The organism is Pseudescherichia sp. AS216, assembly GCF_037152055.1.
In the GTDB taxonomy this organism is placed as follows: Bacteria; Pseudomonadota; Gammaproteobacteria; order Enterobacterales; family Enterobacteriaceae; genus Pseudescherichia.
The window spans coordinates 21651-35855 of record NZ_JBBCMV010000005.1 but is presented as its reverse complement, the minus strand read 5'-3'; the positions used below and the strand labels follow the sequence as shown (position 1 = coordinate 35855).

At 56.8% G+C, this 14205-nt stretch carries 11 protein-coding genes; 9 read left to right on the top strand and 2 right to left on the bottom strand.

Annotation, left to right across the window (positions count from 1 at the left end; all coding sequences use genetic code 11):
- Nucleotides 1–23: 23 nt before the first annotated feature.
- Nucleotides 24–2696: a bifunctional uridylyltransferase/uridylyl-removing protein GlnD gene (glnD, locus tag WFN61_RS15160; RefSeq protein WP_312275224.1), complete on the bottom strand. Its 2673-nt coding sequence runs from the start codon at nucleotides 2694–2696 to the stop codon at nucleotides 24–26.
- A gap of 72 nt (nucleotides 2697–2768) precedes the next feature.
- Nucleotides 2769–3563 (bottom strand): type I methionyl aminopeptidase, encoded by a 795-nt coding sequence (map, locus tag WFN61_RS15155; protein WP_144819381.1) that lies wholly within the window; start codon nucleotides 3561–3563, stop codon nucleotides 2769–2771.
- Nucleotides 3564–3889: 326 nt separating this feature from the next.
- On the opposite strand from map, the gene rpsB reads away from it, so the two are divergent.
- The 9 genes from rpsB (at nucleotide 3890) to bamA (ending at nucleotide 14109) form a co-directional block, all read left to right on the top strand.
- On the top strand, nucleotides 3890–4615 hold the full coding sequence (rpsB, locus tag WFN61_RS15150; protein ID WP_144819380.1) for a 30S ribosomal protein S2: 726 nt from the start codon (nucleotides 3890–3892) through the stop codon (nucleotides 4613–4615).
- A gap of 137 nt (nucleotides 4616–4752) precedes the next feature.
- Entirely contained in the window at nucleotides 4753–5604 is an 852-nt protein-coding gene (gene tsf, locus WFN61_RS15145) for a translation elongation factor Ts (RefSeq protein WP_144819379.1), read from the top strand.
- A gap of 120 nt (nucleotides 5605–5724) precedes the next feature.
- Nucleotides 5725–6450, top strand: coding sequence for a UMP kinase (gene pyrH, locus WFN61_RS15140; RefSeq protein ID WP_042390616.1), 726 nt, complete (start codon nucleotides 5725–5727; stop codon nucleotides 6448–6450).
- Nucleotides 6451–6613: 163 nt separating this feature from the next.
- Nucleotides 6614–7171 (top strand): ribosome recycling factor, encoded by a 558-nt coding sequence (gene frr, locus WFN61_RS15135; protein ID WP_042390618.1) that lies wholly within the window; start codon nucleotides 6614–6616, stop codon nucleotides 7169–7171.
- 111 nt (nucleotides 7172–7282) lie between these two features.
- Nucleotides 7283–8482 (top strand): 1-deoxy-D-xylulose-5-phosphate reductoisomerase, encoded by a 1200-nt coding sequence (ispC, locus tag WFN61_RS15130; protein WP_337038895.1) that lies wholly within the window; start codon nucleotides 7283–7285, stop codon nucleotides 8480–8482.
- Between the two features lie 187 nt (nucleotides 8483–8669).
- Nucleotides 8670–9428, top strand: coding sequence for a (2E,6E)-farnesyl-diphosphate-specific ditrans,polycis-undecaprenyl-diphosphate synthase (gene ispU / locus WFN61_RS15125; RefSeq protein WP_042390622.1), 759 nt, complete (start codon nucleotides 8670–8672; stop codon nucleotides 9426–9428).
- A gap of 12 nt (nucleotides 9429–9440) precedes the next feature.
- Nucleotides 9441–10298: a phosphatidate cytidylyltransferase gene (cdsA, locus tag WFN61_RS15120; protein ID WP_042390624.1), complete on the top strand. Its 858-nt coding sequence runs from the start codon at nucleotides 9441–9443 to the stop codon at nucleotides 10296–10298.
- 11 nt (nucleotides 10299–10309) lie between these two features.
- A complete protein-coding gene (gene rseP / locus WFN61_RS15115; protein ID WP_312282418.1) occupies nucleotides 10310–11662 on the top strand; it encodes a sigma E protease regulator RseP in 1353 nt (450 codons plus the stop codon).
- 29 nt (nucleotides 11663–11691) lie between these two features.
- Nucleotides 11692–14109 carry an outer membrane protein assembly factor BamA gene (gene bamA, locus WFN61_RS15110; protein ID WP_144819376.1) on the top strand — a complete coding sequence of 806 codons (2418 nt, stop codon included), beginning with the start codon at nucleotides 11692–11694 and terminating at the stop codon, nucleotides 14107–14109.
- The last annotated feature ends 96 nt before the right edge of the window (nucleotides 14110–14205 follow it).

Sequence of the window (14205 nt, the reverse complement as noted above, 5' to 3'; positions counted from 1 at the left end):
CTCTTTCCATATAAATAAACACACTACCCTTTATCGTTTGGATTGAGGGCCTCTGTCAACCGTTGTTGTACTTCCTTCTGCAACACATTATTAAGACCACGCCGGTCGGCGGTAGCGATTATAAATAAATCTTCTACTCGCTCGCCGATTGTCGAAATTCTCGCCCCGTGAAGCGAGATCCCGAGGTCGGCAAACACCTGACCGACGCGGGCGAGCAGGCCCGGCTGGTCGAGGGCGATAAGCTCAAGGAAGCTCTTTCTGTCGGTGTGGGTCGGCAGGAAGTTAACCTCGGTATCGACGGTAAAGTGGCGCAGCCTCGGCGGCTGGCGGCGCGGCTGCGGCGGCTGCCAGCTGCGCTGGGTAATGGCCTGGATCAGCCCCTGCTGGATCGCCTGGTGGCGATCCGGGGAGAGCGGGCTGCCGTCCGGCTCCAGCACAATAAAGGTATCCATCGCCATGCCATCGCGGGTGGTAAAGATCTGCGCGTCGTGAACGCTCAGGTTACGGCGGTCCAGCTCGGCGCAGACGGCGGCAAAGAGGTAGGGCCGATCCGGGCTCCAGATAAAGATCTCGGTGCCGCCGCGCGTCGCCTGCGGACTAAGCAGGATCATCGGCTGGGTGAGATCGTGTCGCAGCAGGTGCCGGGCGTGCCAGGCCAGCTGGTTTGGGCTGTGACGTACAAAGTAGTTCGCCCGGCAGCGCGCCCAGATGTGGTGCAGCGCCTCTTCGTTGATGTTGTCCATCCGCAGCAGGGCCAGCGCCTGCAGCTGATGATGGCGCACGCGCTCGCGCATATCCGGCGTGCTCTGCACGCCACGACGCAGCTGCTTCTCAGTGGCAAAGTAGAGCTCGCGCAGCAGGCTCTGCTTCCAGCTGTTCCACAGGGTTTCGTTGGTGGCACAGATATCCGCCACCGTCAGGCAGACCAGGAAGCGCAGGCGGTTTTCCGTCTGCACCTCTTCGGCAAACTGCTTGATCACCTCGGGATCCTGAATATCGCGGCGCTGGGCGGTGACGGACATCAGCAGATGCTGACGCACCAGCCAGGCCACCAGCTGCGTCTCCCGCGAGTTGAGACCGTGCAGCTCGGCAAACTTCAGCACATCCTCCGCGCCAAGCACCGAGTGATCGCCCCCGCGCCCTTTGGCGATATCGTGGAACAGGGCGGCAATTAAGATCAGTTCCGGATGGGTGAGGCGCGGCCAGAGATCGACGCAGAGCGGATGCTTCTGCCGCGTCTCCTCCTGCGCAAAGCTCTCCAGCTTCAGCAGCACGCGAATGGTGTGCTCATCCACCGTGTAGGCGTGGAAGAGATCGAACTGCATCTGGCCAACGATATGCGACCACTGGGGCATGTAGGCCCACAGCACGCTGTGCCGATGCATCGGCAGCAGGCCACGGCTCACCGCGCCGGGGTGGCGCAGCATGCTGAGGAACAGGGTCCGCGCCTCTGGAATATAGCACAGCGGCTGGGTCAGATGACGGCGGGCGTGGCGCAGGTGGCGCAGGGTAGTGGAGTAGATCCCGGTGATGCTGCTGTTGCGCACCATCATGTAGAACATGCGCAGGATCGCCTGCGGCTCGCGGATGAACAGCGTCTCGTCGCGCAGGTCGATCAGCGTGCCGCGCAGCTGGAACTCATCGTCAATGGGACGGGGCTTCTCGTCGGTGGTGAGGGCCAAAATTGCCTCATCAAAGAGCTGGAGCAGCATCTGGTTCAGCTCGGATACCCGACGGGTGACGCGATAGAAGTCCTTCATCATCTGCTCTACCGGCTCGTTGCCCTCGCCGAGGTAGTTGAGCCGCTGGGCCACGCTGAGCTGGCGGTCGAACAGCAGACGGTTGTCGTAGCGGTTGATCTCCAGATGGAGGGCAAAGCGGATGCGCCACAGCAGATGCTGACACTCATTAAGCTCGTTACGCTCGGCCTGGGTTAAGAAGCCGAAGCCCACCATTTCGCTCAGGGAGGTGGCCCCGAAGTGGCGGCGCGCTACCCACTGGAGGGTATGGATATCCCGCAGGCCGCCGGGGCTGCTCTTGATATCCGGCTCCAGGTTATAGCTGGTGCCATGGTAGCGCTGGTGGCGCTCGGTCTGCTCGTTGACCTTGGCGGCAAAAAAGGTCTCTGAAGGCCAGAAGCCATCGCTAAAGATGTGCTTCTGTAGCTCAAGGAAGAGGGCGACGTCGCCAATCAGCAGGCGGGACTCAATCAGGTTGGTGGCCACGGTGAGATCGGCCAGCCCCTCCAGCAGGCACTCTTCCAGGGTACGCACGCTGTGGCCCACCTCCAGCTTTATGTCCCACAGCAGGGTCAATAGCTCGCCGATCTTCTGCGCCTGCTCGTCCGGCAGCTTTTTACGGCTGAGGATCAGCAGGTCGATATCCGAGAGGGGATGCAGCTCGCCGCGGCCGTAGCCGCCCACCGCCACCAGCGCCGCATCGCCGTATTCTGCAAAGCCATACTCCACCCACAGGCGCTGCAGGAGCTGATCGATAAATTCGGTTCGGGCTTCAATGAGCTGCTCGGCAGAGAGGCCCTGGTCAAAGACGTGGCCCAGCCACTGCTGGAAGGTATCGATATGCGCTTTGATATCCACGCAGTTCAGGCTGCTCTGTGGCCAGGAGGAGGGGTTAGCAGGCTGGCCGGGGAGGGAGGGCGCCGTGTGGCTTAACTGTTCTGAAAGAGTGTGGCTCATATCGCGTTGCGCTGCCCCCAATATAAGTAAAAGCTATCGCCATAAAAAAAGCCGGCAATCGCCGGCTTCTTATCATTCGTTGTGCGAGAGTATCGCCGGGATGGTGTCATCCTTGCGGAGCGTCATGATTTCGCAGCCGGTCTCTGTCACCACAATAGTATGCTCGTACTGCGCCGACAAGCTCCGGTCTTTGGTTTTTACCGTCCAGCCATCTTTCATGGTGCGGATACGGTAGTCGCCTGCGTTGACCATCGGCTCGATGGTGAAGGCCATACCGGCCTGCAGCACCACGCCGCCGTCGTCAGCATCATAGTGCAGCACCTGCGGCTCTTCGTGGAAGCCGCGGCCAATGCCGTGCCCGCAGTACTCGCGCACCACAGAGAAGCCTTCCGCTTCGACAAACTTCTGGATCGCCGCGCCGAGAGTGCGCAGGCGGATGCCCGGCTTCACCATCTTCAGCGCCAGGTAGAGGCTCTCCTGGGTCACACGGCACAGGCGCTCACCCAGAATGGTCGGCTTGCCAACGATAAACATTTTCGAGGTGTCGCCGTGGAAACCGTCTTTGATCACGGTAACGTCGATGTTAACGATGTCGCCGTCTTTCAGGCGTTTCTCGTCGTCCGGAATACCGTGACACACCACTTCGTTGATCGAGATGCAGACGGATTTCGGGAAGCCGTGGTAGCCGAGGCTGGCGGAAACCGCGTGCTGCTCGTTAACGATATGATCGTTACAGATACGATCCAGCTCGCCGGTGCTTACGCCCGGTTTAATGTGCGCTTCGATCATCTCCAGCACTTCCGCAGCGAGGCGGCCTGCCACGCGCATTTTTTCGATATCTTCCGGGGTCTTAATTGGGATAGCCATGAATTCTGTCCATTAGCGTCGATGTCATTGACAATAAAAGTCATCGACAATAATTGTGTAAGTGTTGTCAATGTTACCAGTCCGAGACATAACCTGCCAAATTGAGAATTTCTGGCAGCACGCTACGCCAACAACTGTTGGAGTCTGCGGCGATTTTATGGTATAAAGCGCGCCGGACTTCCGTTCCTTCTTGTGGAGCGTGAGCCACAAATCTCACTTTGTGTAATAACACACACGTATCGACACATATTCCGGGGTGCCCTTTGGGGTCGGTGATATGGGATACGTGGAGGCATAACCCCAACTTTTATATAGAGGTTTTAATCATGGCAACTGTTTCCATGCGCGACATGCTCAAGGCTGGTGTTCACTTCGGTCACCAGACCCGTTACTGGAACCCGAAAATGAAGCCTTTCATCTTCGGCGCACGTAACAAAGTTCACATCATCAACCTTGAGAAAACTGTACCAATGTTCAACGAAGCCCTGGCTGAGCTGAACAAGATCTCTTCCCGTAAAGGTAAGATCCTGTTTGTTGGTACTAAGCGCGCTGCGAGCGAAGCGGTGAAAGAAGCGGCTAACAGCTGCGATCAGTTCTTCGTGAACCATCGCTGGCTGGGCGGTATGCTGACTAACTGGAAAACCGTTCGTCAGTCTATCAAACGTCTGAAAGACCTGGAAATTCAGTCTCAGGACGGTACCTTCGACAAGCTGACCAAGAAAGAAGCGCTGATGCGTACCCGTGAGCTGGACAAGCTGGAAAACAGCCTGGGCGGTATCAAAGACATGGGCGGCCTGCCGGATGCACTGTTTGTTATCGACGCTGACCACGAGCACATCGCGATCAAAGAAGCAAACAACCTGGGTATCCCGGTATTTGCTATCGTTGATACCAACTCCGATCCGGATGGCGTTGACTTCGTTATCCCGGGTAACGACGACGCAATCCGTGCAGTTAGCCTGTACCTGAGCGCTGTTGCTACTACCGTTCGTGAAGGCCGTTCTCAGGATCTGGCTTCCCAGGCGGAAGAGAGCTTCGTAGAAGCTGAATAATAAGGCACGCTCTCTGAGCCCCTTATTGAGCAGGTAGTACCGAGTTTGGTTAGGGGGCCTGTTTATGGCCCCCTTTTTCACTTTTAAGGCTGTTTGGTTTTACGACCAGGCAGGTCAAATCTTCCGAGGATTTTAGAATGGCTGAAATTACCGCATCCCTGGTAAAAGAGCTGCGCGAGCGTACTGGCGCTGGCATGATGGATTGCAAAAAAGCGCTGACCGAAGCGAACGGCGACATTGAGCTGGCAATCGAAAACATGCGTAAGTCTGGTGCGATCAAAGCAGCGAAAAAAGCAGGTAACGTTGCTGCTGACGGCGTGATCATCACCAAAATCAACGGCAACTACGGCGTGATTCTGGAAGTTAACTGCCAGACCGACTTCGTTGCAAAAGACGCTGGTTTCCAGGCGTTCGCTAACAAGGTTCTGGATGCAGCTGTTGCTGATAAAGTTACCGACGTTGAAGTGCTGAAAGCACAGTTCGAAGAAGAGCGCGTAGCGCTGGTTGCTAAAATCGGTGAGAACATCAACGTTCGCCGTGTAGCAATCCTCGAAGGCGACGTGCTGGGCTCTTACCTGCACGGCGCGCGCATCGGCGTTCTGATCGCTGCTACCGGCGCTGACGAAGAGCTGGTGAAACAGCTGGCAATGCACGTTGCTGCAAGCAAGCCTGAGTTCGTTAAGCCGGAAGACGTGTCTGCTGAAGTGGTAGAGAAAGAGTACCAGGTTCAGCTGGACATCGCCATGCAGTCCGGTAAGCCGAAAGAGATCGCAGAGAAGATGGTTGAAGGCCGCATGAAGAAATTCACCGGCGAAGTCTCTCTGACCGGTCAGCCGTTCGTAATGGACCCGAGCAAAACCGTTGGTCAGCTGCTGAAAGAGCACAACGCTGACGTGACCAACTTCGTTCGTTTCGAAGTGGGTGAAGGCATCGAGAAAGTTGAGACTGACTTCGCAGCAGAAGTTGCTGCCATGTCCAAGCAGTCTTAAGTGGTCTGAAAGAAGCCGCCTGAGGGCGGCTTCTTTTTGTATCCAGCGAAAGCTGTATACTACAAAAGTTGTATCCGGAATTAACCCCCTCTCAATCGTTGAACGTCTCAGGAAAGAATCATGGCTACCAATGCAAAACCCGTCTATAAACGCATCCTGCTTAAGCTCAGCGGCGAAGCGTTACAGGGCACCGAAGGCTTCGGTATCGACGCAAGCATCCTTGACCGCATGGCTCAGGAGATCAAAGAGCTGGTGGAGTTGGGCATCCAGGTAGGCGTCGTCATTGGTGGTGGTAACCTTTTCCGTGGCGCAGGTCTGGCGAAAGCGGGGATGAACCGCGTAGTGGGCGACCACATGGGTATGTTGGCAACGGTCATGAACGGCCTGGCAATGCGTGATGCGCTCCACCGCGCCTATGTGAACGCCCGCCTGATGTCCGCTATTCCGCTGAATGGCGTGTGTGATAACTACAGCTGGGCTGAAGCCATCAGCCTGCTGCGTAACAACCGGGTGGTGATCCTCTCTGCCGGTACCGGTAACCCGTTCTTTACCACCGACTCCGCAGCCTGCCTGCGCGGGATCGAGATCGAAGCGGACGTGGTGCTGAAGGCGACCAAAGTCGACGGCGTGTTCACTGCCGATCCGGCAAAAGATCCGGCGGCTACCATGTACGATCAGCTGAGCTACAGCGAAGTCCTGGATAAAGAGCTGAAGGTGATGGATCTGGCGGCCTTTACCCTGGCCCGTGACCACAAGCTGCCGATTCGTGTTTTCAACATGAACAAGCCAGGCGCGCTGCGCCGCGTGGTAATGGGCGAAAAAGAGGGCACTTTGATCACGGAGTAATTTCCGTCAGCAACAAATAGAGGTAAGATTCCGCCTTAACTGTAAAGCGGTTCTTATCAGACACTTTTTACCGTGTCATAGATTAAACGGGGCTATACTTAGCACTCCTTTACGGCGTGCTGGCGTATGGTCTGCCTGAGACAAGTTTTCAAGGATTCGTAACGTGATTAACGATATCAGAAAAGATGCCGAAGTCCGCATGGATAAATGCGTTGAAGCATTCAAAACCCAAATCAGCAAAGTGCGCACCGGTCGTGCTTCCCCAAGCCTGCTCGACGGCATTATGGTGCCGTACTACGGTACGCCGACGCCGCTGCGCCAGCTGGCTAACATCACCGTTGAAGACTCCCGCACGCTGAAAATCAACGTGTTCGATCGCTCGCTGAGCCCGGCGGTTGAGAAGGCTATCATGGCGTCAGACCTCGGTCTGAACCCAAGCTCTGCTGGCACCGACATCCGTGTTCCGCTGCCGCCGCTGACCGAAGAGCGTCGTAAAGACCTGATTAAAGTGGTGCGTGGCGAAGCCGAAGGCGCGCGCGTAGCGGTACGTAACGTACGCCGTGATGCCAACGACAAAGTGAAAGCGCTGCTGAAAGATAAAGCGATCAGCGAAGATGAAGATCGTCGCTCACAGGACGACGTGCAGAAGCTGACCGACGTAGCCATCAAGAAGGTGGATGCGGCGCTGGCGGAAAAAGAAGCGGAACTGATGCAGTTCTGATCCCGCGCACGTGATTAAACAAAACGCCGTTCAGAGAAGCCCCCTCGGGTTTTTGCTGGCGGCGTTTTGCTATGTTGCTCTTCTTAAGCCACCTTTGGACACCTCTCTCTCATGAAGCAGCTCACCCTCCTTGGCTCAACCGGCTCTATCGGTTGCAGTACCCTTGATGTGGTTCGCCACAATCCCGACAGCTTTGCCGTCACGGCGCTGGTTGCTGGCAAAAACGTGGCCCGTATGGCAGAGCAGTGCCTGGAGTTCACGCCGCGCTACGCGGTGATGGACGATGCCGCCAGCGCTCGCGAACTCAAAGAGACGCTGGCACAGCACGGTAGCCGTACCGAGGTGCTGAGCGGCCAGCAGGCCGCCTGCGACATGGCCGCGCTGGAGGAGGTCGATCAGGTGATGGCCGCTATCGTCGGGGCGGCGGGCCTGCTGCCGACCCTGGCGGCGATCCGCGCCGGGAAGCGGGTGCTGCTGGCTAACAAGGAGTCGCTGGTCACCTGTGGCCGCCTGTTTATGGAGGCGGTGAAAGAGAGTGGGGCGCAGCTTCTGCCGGTGGATAGCGAGCACAACGCCATTTTTCAGAGTTTACCGCAACCCTTCCAGCGCAACCTGGGGTACGCTGACCTCGAGCAAAATGGCGTCGCATCCATTCTGCTTACCGGGTCTGGTGGCCCCTTTCGTGAGACGCCGCTGTCTGAACTGGCTGCAATGACGCCGAATCAGGCCTGCCGCCATCCGAACTGGTCAATGGGACGTAAAATCTCCGTTGATTCCGCCACCATGATGAACAAAGGTCTGGAATATATTGAAGCGCGCTGGCTGTTTAACGCCTCTGCCCGCCAGATGGAAGTGCTGATCCACCCTCAGTCGGTGATCCACTCCATGGTACGTTACCTGGATGGCAGCGTGTTAGCGCAGCTGGGTGAGCCGGATATGCGTACGCCTATCGCCCATACGATGGCCTGGCCGGATCGCGTCAGCTCCGGAGTAAAGGCCCTCGATTTTTGCTCGCTCAGCACGTTGAGCTTTGCAGCCCCGGACTATGACCGCTATCCCTGCCTGAAGCTGGCAATGGAGGCGTTTGAACAGGGCCAGGCTGCGACAACGGCGCTGAATGCAGCAAATGAGGTGACGGTTGCCGCATTCCTGGACTCGCGCATTCGCTTTACCGATATCGCTGCCCTTAATCTATCCGTACTAGAACGTATGGATCTGCGCGAACCGCAGAGCATCGAGGATGTTCTGGCTGTGGACGCGCTGGCCCGCGAGACGGCGCAGAATCAGGTGAGCCATCTCGCAAGCCGGTGATATTACTGCCATGAAGGGCCGTGATATTTGTTAGCGTTCGGCTTCAGTGATATAGTCTGCGCCACCCGATCGCTGGTCTCAGGGCCGGAGCGGTCAGGTAAGCCGTGGTTTGACACGGCTTTTTTTACGTAAAGGCTTCAGTATTTCTGAGTACCGCTAAATCCTTTTCAGGGACTTAAAACGCGTTATGTTGTCAATGAACCTTCCTTTAAGCGAGAATTTGCCAGCACATGGCTGCCGCCATGTGGCGATAATTATGGATGGCAATGGTCGCTGGGCAAAAAGACAAGGGAAGATACGAGCCTTTGGACATAAAGCCGGAGCGAAGTCCGTCCGCCGCGCAGTCTCCTACGCTGCGAACCACGGCATCGACGCGCTAACGCTGTATGCTTTTAGCAGTGAGAACTGGAACCGTCCGGCGCAGGAGGTCAGCGCGCTGATGGAGCTGTTTGTGTGGGCGCTGGATAGCGAAGTAAAAAGCCTGCACCGTCACAATGTACGCCTGCGCGTCATCGGTGACACCAGCCGTTTTAACTCACGTCTGCAAGAGCGTATTCGCAAAGCGGAGGCGTTAACCGCGCAAAATAGCGGGCTGACGCTGAATATCGCCGCGAATTATGGCGGGCGTTGGGATATTATTCAGGGAGTACAGCAGTTAGCGGTACAGGTACAAGAAGGGCTGTTACGCCCGGACCAAATTGATGAAGAGGCGCTGAGTAAGCAAATCTGCATGCATGAACTGGCTCCAGTGGATTTAGTGATAAGGACAGGGGGGGAGCACCGCATCAGTAACTTTTTGCTGTGGCAGATTGCCTATGCTGAACTTTACTTCACGGATGTTCTTTGGCCTGATTTCGATGAACAAGACTTTGAAGGTGCGCTGCATGCCTTTGCCAATCGAGAGCGTCGTTTCGGCGGCACCGAGCCTGGTGGCGACAAAGCCTGATGGGGGTAGCTTTTGCTGAAGTATCGCCTGATTTCTGCTTTTGTATTAATACCCGTCGTCATTGCGGCGCTATTTTTACTCCCCCCGGTGGGGTTTGCTCTGGTCACGCTCGCGGTCTGTATGCTGGCCGCATGGGAGTGGGGCCAGCTTAGCGGCTTTACTTCACGCACGCAGCGGGTATGGCTGGCCGTGCTCTGCGGCCTGCTGCTGGCGGTGATGCTGTTTACGATCCCGGAGTATCACCATAACGTGCATCAGCCGCTGGTTGAGGGGTCGCTATGGGCTTCGCTGGGCTGGTGGATCGCTGCGCTGCTGCTGGTGCTGTTCTATCCTGCCTCGGCGGCGCTGTGGCGTCACTCTAAGGCGCTGCGCCTGCTGTTTGGCATCCTGACCATTGTGCCCTTTTTCTGGGGCATGCTGGCCCTGCGCGCCTGGCACTATGATGACAACCACTACAGCGGTGCGCTGTGGCTGCTCTACGTCATGATCCTCGTCTGGGGCGCGGATTCCGGCGCGTATATGTTCGGCAAGCTGTTCGGCAAGCATAAGCTGGCGCCGAAGGTGTCGCCGGGGAAAACCTGGCAGGGCTTTATCGGCGGCCTGTTTACGGCGGCGGTGATCTCCTGGGGTTACGGCATGTGGGCAAACCTTGAGGTCACGCTCTCTACGCTGCTGATCTGCTCGGTTGTCGCGGCGCTGGCCTCGGTGCTGGGCGACCTCACCGAAAGCATGTTTAAGCGTGAAGCCGGAATTAAGGACAGCGGACACCTGATTCCAGGACATGGCGGCATTCTCGATCGCATCGACAGCCTGACGGCGGCGGTACCGGTGTTTGCCTGCCTGCTGCTGCTGGTCTTTGGGACGATTTAACGGATGATTTTATGCTGAGCATTCTCTGGAATCTGGCAGCGTTTATTGTTGCGCTGGGCGTGCTAATTACCGTGCACGAGTTTGGCCATTTCTGGGTTGCTCGCCGCTGCGGCGTCCGGGTTGAGCGCTTTTCCATTGGTTTTGGCAAAGCGCTCTGGCGTCGCACCGACAAGCAGGGCACCGAGTTTGTTATCGCCCTCATCCCGCTGGGGGGCTATGTCAAAATGCTCGACGAGCGCGTCGAGCCGGTGATCCCCGAGCTGCGTCACACCGCCTTTAATAACAAAACCATCGGCCAGCGCGCCGCCGTGATCGCCGCGGGTCCCGTGGCTAACTTCCTCTTTGCTATCTTTGCCTACTGGCTGGTGTTCATCATCGGCGTCCCTGGCGTTCGTCCGGTTATTGGTGAAATTACGCCCAACTCCATTGCCGCCAGCGCACAAATCGTCCCTGGGATGGAACTTAAAGCCGTTGACGGTATCGAAACGCCAGACTGGGATGCCGTGCGTCTGCAGCTGGTGGATAAAATCGGCGATGCGCAGACCACCGTTAGCGTTGCGCCTTTTGGCAGCGACAGTCGCCAGCAGAAGACGCTGGATCTGCGCGACTGGGCGTTTGAGCCAGACAAGCAGGATCCGGTAGCGTCGCTGGGCATCCAGCCACGCGCGGCACAGATTGAATCCGTGCTGGCAGAGGTGCAGTCCGGGTCGGCGGCAAGTAAAGCGGGTTTGCAAGCTGGCGACAGGATCGTTAAAGTCGATGGTCAGGCAATCACGCAGTGGATGACCTTTGTGACCCTGGTGCGCGATAATCCGGGTAAACCATTGGCTCTGGATATAGAAAGGCAGGGAACTCCCTTGTCTTTAACCCTGATACCAGATACAAAACCGGGTAGCGGCAAGGATGAAGGGTTTGCGGGCGTCGTGCCAAAGGTTATCCCGCTGCCGGACGAGTATAAAACAGTACGCCAGTATGGGCCGTTTGATGCCGTTGTCGAAGCCACGGGTAAAACCTGGCAGTTGATGAAGCTCACGGTCAGCATGCTGGGCAAATTGATCACCGGCGACGTCAAACTGAACAACCTCAGCGGGCCGATCTCGATCGCCCAAGGGGCTGGGATGTCTGCGGAGTTTGGGTTGATCTACTACCTGATGTTCCTCGCCTTAATCAGCGTGAACCTCGGGATTATCAACCTGTTCCCTCTACCGGTGTTAGATGGGGGACACCTGCTGTTTTTAGCGATAGAGAAGCTAAAAGGCGGGCCGGTATCCGAGCGGGTTCAAGACTTTAGTTATCGCATTGGCTCAATTTTGCTGGTGCTGTTAATGGGGCTTGCACTTTTCAATGATTTCTCTCGGTTATGAGAGTTAGTTAGGAAGAACGCATAATAACGATGGCGATGAAAAAGTTGCTTATAGCGTCGCTGCTGTTTAGCAGCGCGACCGTATACGGTGCTGAAGGGTTCGTAGTGAAGGATATTCATTTCGAAGGCTTACAGCGTGTCGCCGTTGGTGCGGCCCTCCTCAGTATGCCAGTGCGTCAGGGTGACACGGTGACTGATGAAGACATCAGTAATATTATCCGTGCGCTGTTTGCCACCGGCAACTTCGAGGACGTTCGCGTCCTGCGCGATGGTGATACGCTCCTCGTGCAGGTTAAAGAGCGTCCTACTATTGCCAGCATCACCTTTTCGGGCAACAAGTCCGTAAAAGATGACATGCTGAAGCAGAACCTCGAAGCTTCCGGCGTGCGCGTGGGTGAATCACTTGACCGTACCACCCTGGCCGATATCGAAAAAGGTCTGGAAGATTTCTACTACAGCGTCGGTAAGTACAGCGCCAGCGTGAAAGCGGTCGTTACGCCGCTGCCGCGTAACCGCGTCGACCTGAAGCTGGTCTTCCAGGAGGGCGTCTCCGCCAAAATCCAGCAGATCAACATCGTCGGTAACCATGCATTCAGTACCGAAGAGCTGATCTCAACCTTCCAGCTGCGCGATGAAGTGCCGTGGTGGAACGTGGTGGGCGATCGCAAATACCAGAAGCAGAAGCTGGCAGGCGATCTGGAAACGTTACGCAGCTACTACCTCGATCGTGGCTACGCGCGTTTCAACATCGACTCTACCCAGGTCAGCCTGACGCCGGACAAAAAAGGCATCTACATTACCGTTAACGTCACCGAAGGCGATCAGTACAAGCTTTCCAGCGTTGAAGTCAGCGGTAACCTGGCCGGCCACTCCGCCGAAATTGAGAGCCTGACGAAAATTCAGCCGGGCGAGCTCTATAACGGCACCAAAGTGACCAAGATGGAAGACGACATCAAGAAGCTTCTGGGTCGCTATGGCTACGCCTACCCGCGCGTACAGTCTCAGCCTGAGATCAACGACGCGGATAAGACCGTGAAGCTGCACGTCAACGTCGATGCGGGCAACCGCTACTACGTGCGCAAGATCCGCTTTGAGGGTAACGATACCTCCAAAGATGCCGTTCTGCGCCGTGAAATGCGTCAGATGGAGGGCGCATGGTTGGGCAGCGATCTGGTCGATCAGGGTAAAGAGCGTCTGAACCGTCTCGGCTACTTCGAAACGGTGGATACCGATACCCAGCGCGTATCAGGCAGCCCGGACCAGGTTGACGTGGTCTACAAGGTCAAAGAGCGTAACACCGGTAGCTTCAACTTCGGCGTAGGCTACGGCACCGAGAGCGGCGTGAGCTTCCAGGTCGGCGTCCAGCAGGATAACTGGCTGGGCACCGGTTACTCGGTCGGGATCAACGGCACCAAGAACGACTATCAGACCTACTCTGAGCTGTCTGTGACCAACCCGTACTTCACCGTTGACGGCGTGAGCCTCGGTGGTCGTATCTTCTATAACGACTTCGAAGCGGATGATGCGGATCTGTCGTCGTACACCAACAAGAGCTACGGCCTTGACGGTACGCTGGGCTTCCCGGTCAACGAGTACAACACCCTGCGCCTCGGCTTAGGTTACGTGCACAACGACCTGTCCAACATGGAGCCGCAGGTGGCCATGTGGCGCTATCTCGACTCGGTGGGGCAGAGCGCCAACACCCAGGACAACGATAACGGCTACAGCGCAGACGACTTCACCTTTAACTACGGCTGGACTTACAACCATCTTGACCGCGGCTACTTCCCGACGGACGGCTCGCGCGTCAACCTGAACGGTAAGGTCACCGTACCGGGCTCGGATAACGAGTTCTACAAGGTTACCCTGGACACCGCGACCTACGTCCCGCTGGATGACGATCACAAGTGGGTGGTCCTGGGCCGTACCCGTTGGGGCTACGGTGATGGCTTAGGCGGCAAAGAGATGCCGTTCTATGAGAACTTCTACGCCGGCGGCTCCAGCACCGTGCGTGGCTTCCAGTCCAACAACATCGGTCCGAAAGCGGTCTACTACGGTGGTAACAACCAGGAGAACTGCCAGACGAGCCAGCCAGGCGCTCTCTGTAAGTCTGATGATGCTGTCGGCGGTAACGCCATGGGCGTCGCCAGCCTGGAAGTGATCACCCCGACGCCGTTCGTGAGCGAGAAGTATGCTAACTCGATCCGTACCTCGGTCTTCTGGGATGCGGGCACGGTGTGGGATACTAACTGGGAAGATACGACAGCGACGAGAAATGCTGGCGTGCCGGACTATAGCGATCCGAGCAACATCCGTATGTCTGCGGGTGTTGCACTACAATGGATGTCTCCGCTGGGGCCGTTGGTCTTCTCCTACGCCCAGCCGTTTAAGAAATACGAAGGAGACAAAGCAGAACAGTTCCAGTTTAACATTGGTAAAACCTGGTAATTGCGCTGCGCAACGGAATGCACAGGTAGTGTAGCGCTGATGCAGGCGATCGAGAGGTCGCCTCGCCACGCAAAGAACGGTATCTACGGATACATT